Raw genomic sequence first — 16284 nt, 5'->3', positions numbered from 1 at the left:
GTCAGATGCCGCTGTGGTTAAGAAGTTTGACGGTGTCAGGCGACCTTTCGCGCAGCGTCCGTCCCGTCCAGGAACCCGAGCAGGCGGCTGCGGATGATGGTTTCAGCCTCGCCCATGATGCGATCGATGAGCTCCTTGCAGGAAGGAATGTCGTGGATGAGCCCTGCGACCATGCCGCAGCTCCAGGCGCCGGCATCCATCTGGCCGTCCAGCATGATCCTGGGATAGACGCCCGCGACCTGGTCGTGGATGTCGTCGATCGTGAGCTTGGCGCCCTTCTCGCGCTCGATCTCGAGCAGGCGGTCGACATTGGCGTTCTTCAGGACGCGCTCGGTATTGCGCAACGCCCGCATGATCAGGCGGGTATCGAGCTCGGTGGCTGCGACGAGAGCATTCTTGACGTTCTGGTGCACCGGCGCTTCCTTGGTGGCGATGAAGCGCGTGCCCATGTTCATGCCCGCCGCGCCCAGCGAGAGCGCCGCGACCAGGCTGCGACCATCGGCCATGCCGCCGGAGGCGACGAACGGGATCTTCAGCTCTTCCGCCGCACGCGGCAGCAGGATCATGTTGGGAATGTCGTCCTCGCCGGGATGGCCGCCGCACTCAAAGCCGTCGACGCTGACGGCGTCGCAGCCGATGCGCTCGGCCTTCAGCGAGTGACGCACCGATGTGCATTTGTGGATGACCTTGATGCCGGCGGCCTTCAGCGCCGGCATGTAGGCTTCCGGGCTGCGGCCCGCGGTCTCCACCGCCTTGATGCCGCCCTCGACGATGGCCGCGATATATTCCGGATAAGGCGGCGCCGAGAAGGCCGGCAGGAAGGTGAGGTTGACGCCGAACGGCTTGTCCGTCATGTCGCGGCAGCGAGCGATCTCCTTGGCGAGCAGCTCGGGCGTCTTCTGCGTGAGACCGGTGATGATGCCGAGCCCGCCGGCATTGGAGACGGCAGCGGCCAGCTCGGCGAAGCCGACGAAATGCATGCCGCCCTGGATGATCGGGTGCTCGATGCCGAACAGTTCGGTGATCGCGGTCTTCACTGAAAATCCTCCCGGTTTTGCTTGATGTTGAGCTCAGTCTAGCCGGACTTTCTCGCGGCGGTCACCATTTCTCTCCGAAGGGGCGGATCTCCATCTCGAAGGTCCAGGCGCTCTTCGGCTGCTGGTAGAGCTGCCAATAGGCGCTCGCGACCGATGACGGCGGCATCAGGAGATCGGGATTATCGAGCGCATTCGGCCCGAGCGCCTCGAGCCGGCGCTGGCGCACCCATTCGGTATCGACGCCGGAATCGATGATGAGATGGGCGACGTGGATGTTCTTCGGCCCGAGCTCGCGCGCCATCGCCTGCGCCACCGCGCGCAGGCCGAACTTGGCGCTGGCGAAGGCGGCATACCCGCTGCCGCCGCGCAAGCTCGCGGTCGCACCCGTGAAGAAGATGTTGCCGCCGCCGCGCGGCAGCATCAGCCGCGCTGCCTCGCGCCCGGCGAGGAAGCCGGAATAGCAGGCCATCTCCCACACTTTCCGAAACACGCGCTCGGTGGTGTCGAGGATCGGGAAATTGACGTTGGCGCCGACGTTGAAGATGCAGACTTCGAGCGGTGCATGCTTGTCGGCGTCGTTCAGGAAGGCGATGACCTCATCTTCCTTCCGCGCGTCGAGCGAGCGCGCGTGGATGTCACCACCGGCAGCTTCGATCTCTTGCACCAGCGGCGCCAGCTTATCGCCATTGCGGCGGCCGGCGAAAATCGAGAACCCTTCGGCGGCAAACTTCTTGGCGATCTCGGCGCCGATGAAATCGCCGGCCCCAATGACGGCCGCAGTGGCGTTTCGCTTGGACAAGACCGCCTCCTCCCATGGGCCGCACTGCGGGCGCGCGGCGTTTGTGTGCCGGAAGCTATAGTTCAAAAATAGAACTGTCAAACTGAGTGGCTGAGTGTTAGCTTCTAGTGAAAATCTCTCTGATCGATCAACTTAGTTCCTTTTTCAGACTGACGACTTGCAGGAACTGCATCATGAAATGGGACACGCTGGAGGAAGAGCCCTGCTCGCTCGCGCGCACCGTCGCCGCGATTGGCGACCGCTGGACGCTGCTGATCCTGCGCGAGTGCTTCTTGCGGGTCAGGCGGTTCGAAGCGTTTCAGTCCTCGCTGCAGATCACACGCCATCTGCTCTCGGAGCGGCTGAAGAAGCTGGTCCGCTTCGGCATCCTGCGCCGCGTCCCCTATTCCGAAGCACCGAAGCGTTACGAATACATCCTCACCCAGAAGGGGCTCGACCTCTACCCGATCATCATGGCGATGGTGCATTGGGGCGACGCCCATATGGGCGACGAGCGCGGCCGCCCGCTGCTGCACGAGCACAAGAGCTGCGGCAAGCTGTTCGATCCCGTAATGGTGTGCTCGGAATGCGGCGAGGTGCTGCATGCCAAGCAGGTGCATGTGCATGCGGGCCCGGGGCGGAGAGAAGCGGCGGAGTGAGTGAGGCGCCGCGCCTCTCAAAGCTCAAGCGAAGGGAACACCGTAATAGGAGTTGATGCCGCGCACGGCGGCGTCGTCGCTCCAGTTCCAGTCGGTCTTCTCACCGTATTTCGGCGCGCCTTCGAGATCCTTGGCGGTGATCGCAGTCACGTAACCGCCGAGCTCGGTGTCGTACTTCAGAGATTGCCAGGGCAACGGATAGTGATCATTGCCGAGGCCGAGAAAGCCGCCGAAACCAAGCACCGCATATGAGACCTTGCCGCTGATCTTGTCGATCATGACCCGTTCGATTGAACCGATCTTGTTGCGATCGGCACCGTAGACCGCGGTTCCCTCGACCTTGTCGCTTCCGATCAGCCGGCCCATCTCGTTACGGTCCAGTTCGCTCTGATTGAGCATCGTTATTCTCCACTCGGCTATTTGTGAATCAACCGAAAGGGGTGCGCGATCGTTCCGGCGCGTGTTCCGGAAATGCTTGGGAACATCGCCACAAAGAACCGGTTCTCTGAGGCTATCGAGGCCGCAACAGAGAAAGCCGCCCGCAATGTCCCAGACCGTCTCCGACTTCATCATTCAGCGCCTGCACCAATGGGGCGTGCGCCACATCTTTGGCTATCCGGGCGACGGCATCAACGGCGTGTTCGGTGCGATGAACCGGGCGGGCGGCAAGATCGGCTTCGTGCAGGCGCGCCACGAGGAGCTGGCGGCATTCATGGCCACCGCTTACGCAAAATTCTCAGGTCAGCTCGGCGTCTGCATTGCGACCTCCGGTCCCGGCGCCTCGCATCTCCTCACCGGGCTGTACGATGCGCTGCTCGATCACCAGCCGGTGCTGGCGATCGTCGGCCAGCAGTCGCGCAACGCCCTCGGCGGTCAATATCAGCAGGAACTCGACCTCCTCTCGATGTTCAAGGACGTCGCCGGCGCCTATGTCATGCAGGCCTCCTCGCCTGCGCAGGTGCGGCACCTGATTGATCGGTCGGTGCGGATCGCACTGGCGCGGCGGACTCCCACCGTCATCATCTTGCCCAACGACTTGCAGGAGGAGAATTACGAGGACCCGCCCCGTGCGCACGGCACGCTGCATTCCGGCGTCGGGTACAGCCCACCTAAAGTCGTCCCTCGTGATGCCGATCTCGACCGCGCCGCGGAGATCCTCAATGCCGGCAAGAAGGTCGCAATGCTCGTCGGCGCCGGAGCGCTCGGTGCAACCGACGAAGTCATCGCGGTCGCCGACCGATTGTCGGCCGGCTGCGCCAAGGCGCTGCTGGGCAAGGCGGCGCTGCCCGACGACCTGCCATGGGTCACCGGCTCGATCGGCCTGCTCGGCACCGAGCCCAGCTACAACATGATGATGGAATGCGACACGCTGCTGATGGTGGGCTCGGCCTTTCCTTACGCCGAATTCCTGCCGAAGGAAGGCAGCGCGCGCGGCGTCCAGATCGACATCGACGCCGGCATGATGTCGATCCGCTTTCCCATGGAAGTCGGCCTCATCGGAGATGCCGCCGAGACGCTGCGCGCATTGCTGCCGCGGCTGAAGCCCAAGAGCGACGGCGCCTGGCGCCAGGGCATTCAGGACGACGTTGCGACCTGGTGGAAGACTTTGGATGGCCGCGCGCATCAGCCCGCCGCGCCAGTCAATCCGCAGCTCGTCGCCTGGGAATTGTCGCCGCGCCTGCCCGACCGCGCCATCATCACCAGCGATTCCGGCTCCTGCGCCAACTGGTTCGCCCGCGACCTGAAGATGCGGCGCGGCATGACGGCCTCGCTTTCCGGCGGGCTCGCCTCGATGGGTGCTGCTGTGCCTTACGCGCTCGCGGCCAAATACGCCCATCCGGACCGCCCCGTGATTGCACTCGTCGGGGACGGCGCCATGCAGATGAACAACATGGCCGAGCTGATCACCGCGGCGAAGTACTGGCGCGACTGGAACGACCCGCGCTTCATCGTCTGCGTCTTCAACAACGAGGACCTCAACCAAGTCACCTGGGAGCAACGCATCATCAACGGTGATCCCAAGTTCGAGGCGTCACAGCGCATTCCCGACGTCTCCTATTCGCGCTTCGCCGAATTGATCGGCCTGCGCGGCATCTTCGTCGACAGCCCACAGCTGCTCGGCTCGGCCTGGGAACAGGCGCTAACAAGCGAGATGCCCGTCGTGCTGGAAGTGAAAACCGATCCCGAGGTGCCGCCGCTGCCGCCGCACATCACCTTGCAGCAGGCGAAGAACTTCTCGCTCGCCCTGATGAAGGGCGACCCGAACGAGAGCGGGATGATCAAGGGAGCAGCGCGGCAGGTGCTGGAATCGATCCTGCCAGGAAAGCAATGAGGCGAGCCATGAGTGATTTCCGCGACATCCGGCACGGCGTCAACGATCCGGTCGACGGTCTCGACGTCAAGCGCCGGATCAGTGACAACCCCACCTCCCACGAGCAGGCGCAGCACCACGCGGACGTACGGGCCGACGCGACCGCCACGGCGGCCGAACCGTTCCTGCCCGAACGGCTTCGACGCAAGCCGACAGATCCCATCAATCCGCGCACCGGACGGAATCGCGCGGATTAGCCGTTAGGAACCTCGGCCCCGGCGGCGTGTTGGTCGCCGCACGTCGCCGGCAAGCGGCCACGCGACCTTTTCGGAAGGATTTGACCATGAAACGCACAATCATCGCTCTTGCCTGCATGATTCTCGCAGGCCCTGCCCTCGCCCAGTCGCTGGGCGAAAAGACCGGCGTGAATTCGGCGCTCGGCGTTGCGCCTGCGACCGCGGACTTCGTGACGCAGGTCGCGATCAGCGACATGTTTGAGATCGAATCGAGCAAGCTCGCCCAGCAGAAGGGCAACGCGGAAGAGAAAGCCTTCGCGCAGCAGATGATCACCGATCACACCAAGACGAGCAACGAGCTCAAGGGACTGGTCGGCAATGGCAAGGTGCAGGCCAAGCTGCCGACGGCGCTCGACAGCTCGCATCAGAGCAAGATCGACAAGCTCAAGAATGCGAGCGGCAAGGATTTCAGCTCGGACTACAATTCCTATCAGGTCAGCGCGCATGAAGATGCCGTGTCGCTGTTCGAGCGCTACGCCAAGGGCGGCGACAATGCCGAGCTCAAGGATTGGGCCGGCAAGACGCTCCCGGCGTTGAAGCACCACCTCGAGATGGCCAAGAACCTCGGCAGGGCACCAAGCGTCGGCCAATCCAGCAAGTAACGCATTGCTGAAAGGACGCCGGCCCTCCGGCGTCCTTCCTGACGCGCGATGAGAACGTCATCGCGCTGCCGCTGGGCGGTGCCTGCCGGTTGAGCCAGGAACCTTCTTTGTTTCCAGGCTTTACAAAACTGTCATGGAGGAACAGTCGCCGACGGACCGATGGCCCTTGTAACAGTCAAACCCACCCGGATCGATACGGCGATCGCCAACGAGATCGCGCACAATACCAAATCGGGGCTCGAGCATGCCGCCCAGGCCATGACGTGGGCCGCCGACGAGCATGTCCTGGTTGCGCTCGCGGCAGCAGGATGGCTCTACACCCGCCTCCGGCACCCGCAGCAGCGCCCCGTTGCCGATCACGTCCTGATCGTGTCGCTTGCGACGGCCGTGTTACCGCATGTCTTGAAATCCGTGTTCGATCAGACGAGGCCCGACCGGCTGACGGTGAGCGGCCATGGGCGCGGTGTTCCCTTTTCGGGGCGCGCGCATGATGCATTTCCCTCAGGTCACGCCGTGCATATGGGCGCCCTTGCCTCGGCCGCGGGCCTGTTGCCGCCGGCCCCGCGCAACCTGGCGCGCTCCTTTGCGGTAGCGCTGTCCCTGACGCGTGTCGCGCTGCTCGCGCACTGGGTCAGCGATGTCGTGGCAGGTTTCATGCTGGGCATCGTTGTCGAGCGCCTGTTCCGGCCGTTCACGATGGCGAAGTCACGGCAGCGGCAGCGCAAGGGCTCGGGGGGACAGCCATGACTGAATATCTCGTGCGCTTCGTCGCCGGCGGCCTGATCGTATCCGTCTTCGCGATCCTCGGTGACATGCTGCGGCCGAAGAGCTTTGCCGGGCTGCTCGGCGCCGCACCGTCGGTGGCGCTTGCCACCCTCGCCATCGCAGTGGTCCAGCACGGCCCGCAATATGCTGCGGCCCAGAGCTGGACGATGATCTATGGCGCCGTCGCGCTCGCCTGCTACAGCGTCGTCGTCTGCCACCTCCTGATGAGGTTCCGTTTCGGCGCGCTTCCAGCCACGATCCTCGCCTTTGCCGCATGGCTCGTTGTCGCCTTCGGCCTGCTCGCCGGCCTGGGAGGTGCCGCCTGATGCTGGTGAAGCTATCGACATCGGCGCTGAAACAGACGCGGTGGTACGAGTACGCCATTCGCTTCGTGCTCGGCGGCGGTGCGACGGTGCTCGCGGGCGTTATCGGCTCGAAGTCCGGCCCGTCCGTCGGCGGGCTCTTTCTTGCTCTTCCGGCCATCTTCTGCGCCAGCGCGACGCTGATCGAAAGCCACGAGCGTCACGCCAAGGAGAAGGCCGGCCTGAGCGGGCGGCGTCGCGGACAGAAGGCCGCGGCGCTCGATGCTGCCGGCGCCGCGCTCGGTAGCATCGGCCTCGCCGCGTTCGCCGCTATCTTCCATTTGATCGTCGGGTCAAGCGTCGCGCTCGCTTTTTTCGCCGCGATGACGGTCTGGGCCATCGTGTCCGTGTCGGCCTGGTGGCTCAGGCGCAAGCTTCGCAATGTCTCCCACAAATCGCGCCGATCAGGCCATTCGCCGTCGGCAACGGGCTCTCGCTTCGCAAAGCCTTAAAGCGCGATGAGATTTGGATGAATCGTCATCGCGCTTTAGATTGTTGTTTACGCATGATCTTTGCAGAAAACCGCTTCACACTTTTCCGGATCATGCCCTAGCTCGCTTTCGCTCCCGTCGAAGGCTGCGATTGCGGCGGCTGAAGGCCCGGGCTGTTGGCCCAGCGCTCGACCTCATCAATGATCTTCTGCTGGCTTGGCCGCACCGGCTCGGGCGCTGCGGGTTCTGCGGAGAGCCTGCGAGGTAACCTGACTTCGTCGGTCATGGTCTCTCTCCCTTACGGGAACAATGCCTTACGGCGGCATGCGTTTCAATAAATTATTGATTTTATTGGATTTCCTATTCACTTGCAGACTTCGTCGGCTTTCGCGGAACTCTCATCAAGTTGGTTCGTTGAGTAAGCTACTCAACCTACTCAATTTGCGTGATCGCCATGAACGACCTTCGCGCCGAGCGCCTTCAGGTCATGCTCTCGCCGGAAGAGTTGGCCGCCATTGACGATTTCCGGTTCAAGCACCGCATGCCGACGCGGGCGGCAGCAGTCCGCGAACTCCTGAAGTTCGGACTGGCCGCTGTGGGCGTCGATGCCGCTGCCGGCGTGAAGTCAAGCAGCTTCGGCGTATTCGGCCGCGGGCCTGAAGGACATACTCAGGGGGATCCGGAGAGCGGCGCCGAATGACGCACGGAAAGCCCCTCCAAAAGCAAACGACCCCGGCACGGTGGGTGCCAGGGCCGTCCTTGGAGATTGCTTCCGGCGCACCGGGGGCATGACAGCCGGAAGCAATCCGTCGACTCTTCCCGCGGAAATTCGTTCCTGGTGAGAGCTAGCCGGTGGCGTCGCTCGAGCCGTCCGGCATGGCGCCGGAACCCGGCGTCTTGATGTTGTCGTTCAGCTTGGGATCGCGCGTCGCTTCACGCGAGGGGGAGCCTTTCGGATCCGCCTTGTGCACGGATTGCGCACGTTCCTTGTCGCGGGGCTGCACCTCCCCACGCTTGTCCTTGACGATGCCTTGGTCGGAATGGGCCATGATGCGCTCTCGCTTCTGCTGATGTGTCGGAGCGCTTACGCATAGCGGCGTCAAATGTTCCGCTGCGGCAATCAGCTGCGCACGGCGTGGACGGGAGATGCGCTCTCGAGATGCACCTGTCGCACCGTGGTCACCGTCGCGAACGCGACGGAGACGCCAAAGGCGAGAATGAGGGAGAGAAGAGCCAGACGCGGAGCCATCGCCAAACCTCCTTCTGCAATTGGAATCTCCGCGATCGACGTTCCCGGATGATCCCAAATCAGTTGTGCGCCTTCCGTGAGCGGTCTCACATGCAGATTCTTGAAGACGAGCTCACCCGTTCCGCTTTGGAGCTGCATGGACGGGAACGGGCGAAATTTCGCCGTCGAGCCAATCCTGCTCGTTGGCGAGTGCCGTCCAGGCGTCGGCCATGCGCGAATAGCGCTTATGGGCGGGCTGTCCGTCAGCGCGCTCGGCAAGCTGAAGACAATTGTCAGCGTTGTCTCTGAAGACGTCAGACTGTTTCATATAGAGGACGTGGGGACGGAACTCTTGCGCCGCAACCCGCTTACCGGATCGTAATGGTCGGGGAACTTTCGCACGCGGTTCGTCATTGAAGATCGATGCGAGTTGTCGCCGCAATCATTCTGGCATTGATCAGCACCTCGGCGCTTGCCGACAGCCTTGGCGAACGAAAGCCCGGCGCACGGGCGCCCTCCGCGATCGAGGTGATCAGCGGTGCCTACAATTTCAGCCGGTTTCAACAGGGGCTGCTCGAGAACACCGACCTCAAGGGCAACGCCGAGGTCAAGAACCTCGCCGCCCTGCGCGCCGAGGAAGCGGCTAAGCGCGACAAGCGACTGAAAGAGGTCCAGGAGGCCATCGGCGCGGAATTGCATGTTGGCAGGGCGACATCCTCGAGCGCGAGCCTCGTCGAGCCCGAAATGTCGGATGGTCCGGCCTACGTCAGAAGTTTCTATGCCGCGCAGATTCCCGAGTATGAATCGATCATCGGCCTGCTCGAGCGCTATCTGACGGCGCCCGACAATGCGGCGCTCGCAGCGTTCGCGCGCGAACAGCTTCCGCTGCTGCGCGCGCAGGTCAGGGACGCCGAGCGCACCATGGCGGATAAATAACTCTACTTGGCGTTCGGATGTTGCTGGCTCTGCGGCCGCACGGTGCGGTCGCTCTCCGGCATCTTGTCGCGACCCGCATCGCCGTTGTCGTCCTTGCCGCCGGACGATGACGTGCCGCTTCCGCTTGGATTCGAGCGGGTGGCCGCTCCGGTGGTCGGCGTGTCCGCCTGCGGGTTGGCGGAGCTTGCGGCGGGGTCGCCCGTCACGGAGCCGCGCCCGCTTGGCGCACCGCCCTGCGCCAGAGCCGACCCCGCGGCAAGCGCCGTGATGGCGATGGCGAAAATTGCTGCCTTCATGTCCGTTCTCCCTGTCTGCGCTGGCTAACCGTCAGGCTCGGCGCTCCGTTCCGAAGCAGGGCTGCGGACGTCGGACGCGTTGACGACCCGCCCCTGCGGCCTTTTTCCTTTCGAGGGGTATGGAACAAACCGGTCGGTCCGCTGTTAACTCGGTCGGGCTGAGCAAAGCGGGTTCCATTTCCTTGCGCCGTACGTTGGCGCTTGATTTCGAATTTGGCTGACGCTCTTATTTCGTCGAACGCGTCTTGCCTCAGATTCGGCCGACGCCTGCGGGGGAAACAGTATGAGCGACCTCGATTCCGGAACTGCATCACGCTCCGGTCGTCGCGTCCCAAAGCCAAAAATCAACGGTACGTCCGAGTCAGATTCCCGAGCGGAACTGCTGCTCGCCCTCCAAGCGATGCGCAGCGGTGACTTTTCGGTGCGCATGAGCGGCGACTATCTCGGTATCGACGGCAAGATCGCCGACACTTTTAACGAAATTATCGCCGCCAACCAGCGCATGGCGCAGCAGCTCGAGCTGGTGGGCCAGGTGGTGGGACGCGAAGGCAAGACCCGCCAGCGCGTGAAATTCGGCCTTGCGTCGGGCTCCTGGGCCGACATGGAAGGTTCGGTCAACACGCTGATCGACGACTTGTTGTGGCCGACGCGCGAGGTGACACGCGCGGTTGCCGCTGTCGCCCAGGGCGACCTGCTGCAGACCGTCAAGCTCGACGTCGACGGCCGTCCGCTCCGCGGCGAGTTCTTGCAGTCGGCGACGATCGTCAACACCATGATCAAGCAGCTCGGCGTGTTCACCTCGGAGGTGACGCGCGTGGCGCGCGAGGTCGGCACCGAAGGCAAGCTCGGCGGCCAGGCCCAGGTGCCGGAGGTGACCGGCGTCTGGAAGGACCTCACCGAGAGCGTCAACTCGATGGCGAACAACCTGACCAACCAGGTTCGCAACATCGCCGAGGTGACGATCGCGGTCGCCAACGGCGACCTCTCCAAGAAGATCACGGTCGACGTCCGCGGCGAGATCCTACAGCTCAAGGAAGCCATCAATACGATGGTGGACCAGCTGCGCTCCTTCGCCTCCGAAGTGACGCGCGTGGCGCGCGAGGTCGGCACCGACGGCAAGCTCGGTGGCCAGGCCATCGTGCCCGGCGTCGCCGGCACCTGGAAGGACCTGACCGACTCCGTCAATGCGATGTGCGGTAACCTGACCGCACAGGTCCGCAACATCGCCAACGTCACCACCGCCGTGGCGCGCGGCGACCTCTCGCGCAAGATCACCGTGGACGTGCGCGGCGAGATCCTGGAGCTGAAGGACACCATCAACACCATGGTGGACCAGCTCAACTCGTTCGCCTCGGAAGTCACGCGCGTCGCGCGCGAGGTGGGCACCGAGGGCAAGCTCGGCGGCCAGGCCCAGGTGCCGGGCGTCGCCGGCACCTGGAAGGACCTCACCGACAACGTCAACTTCATGGCCTCCAACCTGACCGCGCAGGTCCGCAACATCGCCGACGTCGCGACCGCCATCGCGAGCGGCGACTTGTCGAAGAAGATCACGGTGAACGTCTCGGGCGAGATCCTTCAGCTGAAGGAAACGCTCAACACCATGGTCGACCAGCTCAACGCCTTCGCCGGCGAAGTCACGCGCGTCGCCCGCGAGGTCGGCACCGAGGGCCGGCTCGGCGGCCAGGCCAACGTGCTCGGCGTCGCCGGCACCTGGAAGGACCTCACCGAGAGCGTCAACTCGATGGCCTCGAACCTGACCGCGCAGGTCCGCAACATCGCCGAGGTGACCACCGCGGTCGCCGGCGGCGATCTCTCGAAGAAGATCACCGTGGACGTGCGCGGGGAGATCCTCGAGCTGAAGGACACCATCAACACGATGGTGGACCAGCTCAACGCCTTCGCCGGCGAAGTCACGCGCGTGGCGCGCGAGGTCGGCACCGAAGGCAAGCTCGGCGGTCAGGCGGTGGTGCGCGGCGTCGGCGGCACGTGGAAGGACCTCACCGACAGCGTCAACTCGATGGCCTCGAACCTCACCGGCCAGGTCCGCAACATCGCCGAGGTCGCAACCGCGGTGGCGAAGGGCGACTTGTCCAAGAAGATCACGGTGAACGTCTCGGGCGAAATCCTTCAGCTGAAGGAAACGCTCAACACCATGGTCGACCAGCTCAACGCCTTCGCCGGCGAAGTCACGCGCGTGGCGCGCGAGGTCGGCACCGACGGCAAGCTCGGCGGCCAGGCCGACGTGCCCGGCGTCGCCGGCACCTGGAAGGACTTGACCGACTCCGTGAACTCGATGGCGGGCAACCTCACCGCGCAGGTCCGCAACATCGCGGAAGTTGCCACCGCCATCGCCGGCGGCGACCTGTCGCGCAAGATCACCGTGGACGTGCGCGGCGAGATCCTTCAGCTCAAGGACACGCTGAACACCATGGTCGACCAGCTCAACCGCTTCGCGGGCGAGGTGACGCGCGTGGCGCGCGAGGTCGGCACCGAAGGCCGCCTCGGCGGTCAGGCCAACGTGCCCGGCGTCGCCGGCACCTGGAAGGATCTCACCGACAGCGTCAACTCGATGGCGGGTAACCTCACCGCCCAGGTCCGCAACATCGCCGAGGTGACGACCGCGGTGGCGCGCGGCGACCTCTCGCGCAAGATCACCGTCGACGTGAAGGGCGAAATCCTCGAGCTGAAGAACACCATCAACACCATGGTGGACCAGCTCAACGGCTTTGCCGGCGAAGTCACGCGCGTGGCGCGCGAGGTCGGCACCGAAGGCAAGCTCGGCGGCCAGGCCGAGGTGCCTGGCGTCGCCGGCACCTGGAAGGACCTCACCGACAACGTCAACTTCATGGCCTCCAACCTGACGGCGCAGGTCCGCAACATCGCCGAGGTCGCAACCGCCATCGCCGGCGGCGACCTGTCGAAGAAGATCACGGTGGACGTACGCGGCGAGATCCTTCTCCTGAAGGACACGCTGAACACCATGGTCGAGCAGCTCCGCTCCTTCGCCGCCGAAGTCACGCGCGTGGCGCGCGAGGTCGGCACCGAGGGCCGGCTCGGCGGTCAGGCCGTCGTACCCGGCGTCGGCGGCACCTGGAAGGATCTCACCGACAACGTCAACCTCTTGGCTGCGAACCTCACCACCCAGGTCCGCAACATCGCCGAAGTCACCACGGCGGTCGCGCGCGGCGACCTCTCGCGCAAGATCACCGTCGACGTGAAGGGCGAAATCCTGGAGCTGAAGAACACCATCAACACCATGGTGGACCAGCTCAACGCCTTCGCCGGCGAAGTGACGCGCGTCGCACGCGAGGTGGGCACGGAAGGAAAGCTGGGCGGCCAGGCCCAGGTGCCCGGCGTCGCCGGCACCTGGAAGGATCTCACCGACACCGTCAACTTCATGGCGGCGAACCTGACCGAGCAGGTGCGCGGCATCGTCAAGGTGGTGACCGCGGTCGCCAATGGCGATCTGAAGCAGAACCTCACGGTGAAATCGAAGGGCGAGGTCGCAGCGCTCGCCGACACCATCAACAACATGACCGAGACGCTCGCGACCTTCGCCGATCAGGTGACGTCGGTGGCGCGCGAGGTCGGCGTCGAAGGCCGGCTCGGCGGCCAGGCCAACGTGCCCGGCGCTGCCGGCACCTGGAAGGATCTCACCGGCAACGTCAACCTGCTCGCGGCCAACCTGACCTCGCAGGTGCGCGCGATCGCGGAAGTCGCAACTGCGGTGACCAAGGGCGACCTGACGCGGTCAATCCAGGTCGACGCCCGCGGCGAAGTGGCGGAGCTGAAGGACAACATCAACACGATGATCACCAACCTCCGTCTCACGACGGACGTGAATACCGAGCAGGACTGGCTCAAGACCAACCTCGCCAAGTTCACCAACATGCTCCAGGGACAGCGCGATCTCACCACGGTCGGCCGATTGCTGCTCACCGAATTGTCGCCGCTGGTGAACGCCCATACGGGCGTGATCTACCAGGTCGAGAACGAGAACGATCCCCAGCTCCTGCTGCTCGCCTCCTACGCCAGCGACGGCGTCTACCCCTATCAGCCGGTGCTGCAGTTCGGCGAAGGCCTGATCGGCCAATGCGCCTTCGACAAGCGGCCGCGCGTCGTCTCCGACATTCCCTCGGACGTGGTGCCGATCAACTCGGCGCTGTTCCGCGTCGCCCCGAAGAACCTCGTCGTGCTCCCGGTCCTGTTCGAAGGCCAGGTCAAGGCCGTGATCGAGCTCGCCTCGCTGGTCTCCTTCACGACCTCGCAGATGACGTTCCTGGAGCAGCTCACCGACTCCATCGGCATCGTGCTCAATTCGATCGAAGCCACGATGCAGACCGAAGGCCTGCTCAAGCAGTCGCAGCAGCTCGCCGGCGAGCTACAGACCCAGCAGCGCGAATTGCAGCAGACCAACGACCAGCTCGAGCAGAAGGCGCAGCAGCTCGCCGAGCGCAACGTCGAGGTCGAACGCAAGAACCAGGAAATCGAGCAGGCCCGCCGCGCGCTCGAGGAGAAGGCGACCGAGCTCGCGCTGACGTCGAAGTACAAGTCCGAATTCCTCGCCAATATGAGCCACGAGCTGCGTACGCCGCTGAACTCGATCCTGATCCTCGGACAGCAGCTCAGCGACAATCCCGATGGCAACCTCTCGGCCAAGCAGGTCGAGTTCGCCCGCACCATCCATGGTGCCGGCACCGACCTGCTCAACCTCATCAGCGACATTCTCGATCTCTCCAAGATCGAGTCCGGCACCGTGACGGTCGACGCCGAGGAAATCCTGACCGCGAACCTGCTCGAGACCGTCGGCCGGCCGTTCCGGCACGAGGCGGACAACCGCAACCTGTCGTTCAAGATCGACGTCGATCCGAACCTGCCGCGCAGCATCGTGACCGACTCCAAGCGGCTGCAACAGGTTCTGAAGAATCTGCTCTCCAACGCCTTCAAGTTCACCGCCGACGGCGAAGTGCGCCTGAAAGTCGCCGGCGCAATCGGCGGCTGGGGGTCGGATCATCCGGTGCTGAACTCGGCGCCGGCCGTGATCGCCTTCGAAGTGTCCGACACCGGCATCGGCATTCCCCTGGAGAAGCAGAAGCTGATCTTCGAGGCGTTCCAGCAGGCCGATGCCGGCACCAGCCGCAAATATGGCGGCACCGGTCTCGGCCTTGCGATCAGCCGCGAGCTTGCCAGCCTGCTCGGCGGCGAGATCCACCTGCGCAGCGCGCCGGGCAAGGGCTCGACCTTCACGCTCTATCTGCCCTTGAAATATTCCGGCCCGACCCTCGCGCCGCGGGCGCCGGCGTCACAGCAATACGGCCAGCCGCCGGCGCTGCAGCCTGCCGCGCCTGACCAGCAGCGCGTTATCGAGCAGCTGCCCGACGACCGCCTCAACCTCGAGCCCGGCGACACCATTCTCCTGATCGTCGAGGACGACCCGCATTATGCCCGCGTGCTGGTCGATCTGGCCCGCGACAAGGGCTTCAAGGTCCTGGTCGCCGCGCGCGGCGCCGAGGCCCTCGAGCTCGCCAAGCAATACCAGCCGACGGCCGTCTCGCTCGACGTGTTCCTGCCCGACATGCTGGGCTGGACCGTGCTGAGCCAGCTCAAGCACAATCCGCTCACCCGCCACATCCCGGTCCAGATCATCACGCTCGACGAGGACCGCCAGCATGCGCTGGCGCGCGGCGCCTTCTCCTTCGTCAACAAGCCGACGACGACCGAGGGCGTCTCGGCCGCGCTGACGCAGATCAAGGAATATGCGCGGCCGCGGCGCAAGCGACTCTTGATCGTCGAGGACAACGAGGCCGAGCGGCTCTCGATCCGCGAGCTGCTGCACCACGACGACATCGAGATCCTGGCCACGGATACCGGGGCCGGTGCGCTCACGACGTTGCGCGAGCAACCCTGCGATTGCGTGGTGCTCGACCTCAGGCTGCCCGACATGAGCGGCTTCGAGGTGCTCGATCAGATCCGCAACGACGAGGCGCTGTCGAACATCCCCGTCGTGGTGTTCACCGGCCGCGAGCTTTCCGCCGAGGAGGATGCCGAGCTTCACACCATGGCACGCAGCATCGTGGTCAAGGGCGTGGAATCGCCCGAGCGCCTGCTCGACGAGACCGCGTTGTTCCTGCACCGCGTGATCACGGAGCTGCCGATCGAGAAGCAGCGCATGCTGGAGAAGCTGAACAGTTCCGACGAGGACCTGATCGGCAAGACCGCCCTGCTCGTCGACGACGATGCCCGCAATATCTTCGCGCTCTCGAGCGTGCTGGAACGACGCGGCATGAAGGTGCTGACGGCCACGACCGGCAGCGAGGCGGTGACCTTGGTCGAATCCAATCCGGAGATCGCGATCGTGCTGATGGACATCATGATGCCGCAGATGGATGGCTACCAGACCATCGGCGTGATCCGCGAGAACCCGGCCTTCGCCCGTCTGCCGATCATCGCGTTGACCGCCAAGGCGATGAAGGGCGACCGGGAGAAATGCCTCGAAGCCGGCGCGTCCGACTACCTCGCCAAACCGGTCAACACCGACCAATTGCTGCTTGCGATCCGCATGTGGCTGCATCGCTGAGTTGGA

At 64.4% G+C, this 16284-nt stretch carries 18 protein-coding genes; 10 read left to right on the top strand and 8 right to left on the bottom strand.

The annotated features are described in order from the left end of the window. Nucleotides 1–35: 35 nt before the first annotated feature. Together N2605_RS08750 and N2605_RS08745 are read right to left on the bottom strand one after the other, a co-directional pair. The gene (locus N2605_RS08750) at nt 36–1037 is read right to left on the bottom strand and encodes an NAD(P)H-dependent flavin oxidoreductase (RefSeq protein WP_260346299.1); all 1002 of its coding nucleotides are present in this window, start codon (nt 1035–1037) and stop codon (nt 36–38) included. A gap of 61 nt (nt 1038–1098) precedes the next feature. Then, a complete protein-coding gene (locus N2605_RS08745; RefSeq protein WP_036031046.1) occupies nt 1099–1836 on the bottom strand; it encodes an SDR family oxidoreductase in 738 nt (245 codons plus the stop codon). 173 nt (nt 1837–2009) lie between these two features. On the opposite strand from N2605_RS08745, the gene N2605_RS08740 reads away from it, so the two are divergent. Next, nucleotides 2010–2474 (top strand): winged helix-turn-helix transcriptional regulator, encoded by a 465-nt coding sequence (locus tag N2605_RS08740; RefSeq protein WP_036031008.1) that lies wholly within the window; start codon nt 2010–2012, stop codon nt 2472–2474. A 24-nt stretch (nt 2475–2498) separates the two neighbouring features. On the opposite strand, the gene N2605_RS08735 is transcribed toward N2605_RS08740, so the two are convergent. Then, nucleotides 2499–2873 (bottom strand): PRC-barrel domain-containing protein, encoded by a 375-nt coding sequence (locus N2605_RS08735; protein ID WP_036003959.1) that lies wholly within the window; start codon nt 2871–2873, stop codon nt 2499–2501. Nucleotides 2874–3018: 145 nt separating this feature from the next. Here N2605_RS08735 and N2605_RS08730 point away from each other — a divergent pair, with 145 nt between their 5' ends. The 6 genes from N2605_RS08730 (at nt 3019) to N2605_RS08705 (ending at nt 7262) form a co-directional block, all read left to right on the top strand. Further along, on the top strand, nt 3019–4806 hold the full coding sequence (locus N2605_RS08730) for a thiamine pyrophosphate-requiring protein (protein ID WP_260346298.1): 1788 nt from the start codon (nt 3019–3021) through the stop codon (nt 4804–4806). Nucleotides 4807–4814: 8 nt separating this feature from the next. Further along, complete coding sequence (locus N2605_RS08725) at nt 4815–5042, top strand: hypothetical protein (protein ID WP_036003954.1); 228 nt, start codon at nt 4815–4817, stop codon at nt 5040–5042. Nucleotides 5043–5128: 86 nt separating this feature from the next. Continuing rightward, on the top strand, nt 5129–5683 hold the full coding sequence (locus N2605_RS08720; RefSeq protein WP_036003951.1) for a DUF4142 domain-containing protein: 555 nt from the start codon (nt 5129–5131) through the stop codon (nt 5681–5683). Between the two features lie 159 nt (nt 5684–5842). Continuing rightward, nucleotides 5843–6430: a phosphatase PAP2 family protein gene (locus N2605_RS08715; RefSeq protein WP_109144637.1), complete on the top strand. Its 588-nt coding sequence runs from the start codon at nt 5843–5845 to the stop codon at nt 6428–6430. Next, nucleotides 6427–6774, top strand: coding sequence for a DUF3147 family protein (locus N2605_RS08710; RefSeq protein WP_036030998.1), 348 nt, complete (start codon nt 6427–6429; stop codon nt 6772–6774). The genes N2605_RS08715 and N2605_RS08710 overlap by 4 nt, the downstream gene beginning before the upstream one ends. Further along, complete coding sequence (locus N2605_RS08705) at nt 6774–7262, top strand: DUF3147 family protein (RefSeq protein ID WP_109144638.1); 489 nt, start codon at nt 6774–6776, stop codon at nt 7260–7262. Before N2605_RS08710 ends, N2605_RS08705 begins: the two co-directional genes overlap by 1 nt. Nucleotides 7263–7359: 97 nt before the next feature. Here N2605_RS08705 and N2605_RS08700 read toward each other — a convergent pair whose 3' ends face one another. Then, nucleotides 7360–7527, bottom strand: a complete 168-nt coding sequence (locus tag N2605_RS08700; RefSeq protein WP_260346297.1) for a hypothetical protein — start codon at nt 7525–7527, stop codon at nt 7360–7362. 168 nt (nt 7528–7695) lie between these two features. Here N2605_RS08700 and N2605_RS08695 point away from each other — a divergent pair, with 168 nt between their 5' ends. Further along, a complete protein-coding gene (locus N2605_RS08695) occupies nt 7696–7941 on the top strand; it encodes a hypothetical protein (RefSeq protein WP_036003940.1) in 246 nt (81 codons plus the stop codon). Nucleotides 7942–8086: 145 nt separating this feature from the next. Here the strand turns inward: N2605_RS08695 and N2605_RS08690 are convergent, their stop codons facing one another. From N2605_RS08690 to N2605_RS08680, 3 genes are all read right to left on the bottom strand, one after another. Then, on the bottom strand, nt 8087–8290 hold the full coding sequence (locus N2605_RS08690) for a hypothetical protein (protein ID WP_036003938.1): 204 nt from the start codon (nt 8288–8290) through the stop codon (nt 8087–8089). 71 nt (nt 8291–8361) lie between these two features. Then, a complete protein-coding gene (locus N2605_RS08685) occupies nt 8362–8490 on the bottom strand; it encodes a hypothetical protein (RefSeq protein ID WP_260346296.1) in 129 nt (42 codons plus the stop codon). A gap of 112 nt (nt 8491–8602) precedes the next feature. Next, nucleotides 8603–8797 (bottom strand): hypothetical protein, encoded by a 195-nt coding sequence (locus N2605_RS08680; RefSeq protein ID WP_074447527.1) that lies wholly within the window; start codon nt 8795–8797, stop codon nt 8603–8605. Nucleotides 8798–8892: 95 nt separating this feature from the next. Between N2605_RS08680 and N2605_RS08675 the strand changes: the two genes are divergently transcribed. Continuing rightward, nucleotides 8893–9405 (top strand): DUF4142 domain-containing protein, encoded by a 513-nt coding sequence (locus N2605_RS08675; RefSeq protein WP_109144640.1) that lies wholly within the window; start codon nt 8893–8895, stop codon nt 9403–9405. Between the two features lie 2 nt (nt 9406–9407). On the opposite strand, the gene N2605_RS08670 is transcribed toward N2605_RS08675, so the two are convergent. Further along, nucleotides 9408–9701 (bottom strand): hypothetical protein, encoded by a 294-nt coding sequence (locus N2605_RS08670; RefSeq protein WP_036030987.1) that lies wholly within the window; start codon nt 9699–9701, stop codon nt 9408–9410. 283 nt (nt 9702–9984) lie between these two features. On the opposite strand from N2605_RS08670, the gene N2605_RS08665 reads away from it, so the two are divergent. Beyond that, the gene (locus N2605_RS08665) at nt 9985–16278 is read left to right on the top strand and encodes a HAMP domain-containing protein (RefSeq protein ID WP_225139698.1); all 6294 of its coding nucleotides are present in this window, start codon (nt 9985–9987) and stop codon (nt 16276–16278) included. Nucleotides 16279–16284 lie beyond the last annotated feature (6 nt).

It is taken from the genome of Bradyrhizobium yuanmingense (genome assembly GCF_025200905.1).
Taxonomy (GTDB): domain Bacteria; phylum Pseudomonadota; class Alphaproteobacteria; order Rhizobiales; family Xanthobacteraceae; genus Bradyrhizobium; species Bradyrhizobium yuanmingense.
Note: the sequence above shows the minus strand (reverse complement) of the source record. Positions and strands in the feature narration are given on the sequence as shown.

Bases quoted from the DNA above. Each gene is read 5' to 3' on its own strand.
- N2605_RS08740 (WP_036031008.1), top strand. From the start codon at position 2,010: ATGAAATGGGACACGCTGGAGGAAGAGCCCTGCTCGCTCGCGCGCACC.
- N2605_RS08735 (WP_036003959.1), bottom strand. From the start codon at position 2,873: ATGCTCAATCAGAGCGAACTGGACCGTAACGAGATGGGCCGGCTGATC.
- N2605_RS08730 (WP_260346298.1), top strand. From the start codon at position 3,019: ATGTCCCAGACCGTCTCCGACTTCATCATTCAGCGCCTGCACCAATGG.
- N2605_RS08725 (WP_036003954.1), top strand. From the start codon at position 4,815: ATGAGTGATTTCCGCGACATCCGGCACGGCGTCAACGATCCGGTCGAC.
- N2605_RS08720 (WP_036003951.1), top strand. From the start codon at position 5,129: ATGAAACGCACAATCATCGCTCTTGCCTGCATGATTCTCGCAGGCCCT.
- N2605_RS08715 (WP_109144637.1), top strand. From the start codon at position 5,843: ATGGCCCTTGTAACAGTCAAACCCACCCGGATCGATACGGCGATCGCC.
- N2605_RS08710 (WP_036030998.1), top strand. From the start codon at position 6,427: ATGACTGAATATCTCGTGCGCTTCGTCGCCGGCGGCCTGATCGTATCC.
- N2605_RS08705 (WP_109144638.1), top strand. From the start codon at position 6,774: ATGCTGGTGAAGCTATCGACATCGGCGCTGAAACAGACGCGGTGGTAC.
- N2605_RS08700 (WP_260346297.1), bottom strand. From the start codon at position 7,527: ATGACCGACGAAGTCAGGTTACCTCGCAGGCTCTCCGCAGAACCCGCA.
- N2605_RS08695 (WP_036003940.1), top strand. From the start codon at position 7,696: ATGAACGACCTTCGCGCCGAGCGCCTTCAGGTCATGCTCTCGCCGGAA.
- N2605_RS08690 (WP_036003938.1), bottom strand. From the start codon at position 8,290: ATGGCCCATTCCGACCAAGGCATCGTCAAGGACAAGCGTGGGGAGGTG.
- N2605_RS08685 (WP_260346296.1), bottom strand. From the start codon at position 8,490: ATGGCTCCGCGTCTGGCTCTTCTCTCCCTCATTCTCGCCTTTGGCGTC.
- N2605_RS08680 (WP_074447527.1), bottom strand. From the start codon at position 8,797: ATGAAACAGTCTGACGTCTTCAGAGACAACGCTGACAATTGTCTTCAG.
- N2605_RS08675 (WP_109144640.1), top strand. From the start codon at position 8,893: ATGCGAGTTGTCGCCGCAATCATTCTGGCATTGATCAGCACCTCGGCG.
- N2605_RS08670 (WP_036030987.1), bottom strand. From the start codon at position 9,701: ATGAAGGCAGCAATTTTCGCCATCGCCATCACGGCGCTTGCCGCGGGG.
- N2605_RS08665 (WP_225139698.1), top strand. From the start codon at position 9,985: ATGAGCGACCTCGATTCCGGAACTGCATCACGCTCCGGTCGTCGCGTC.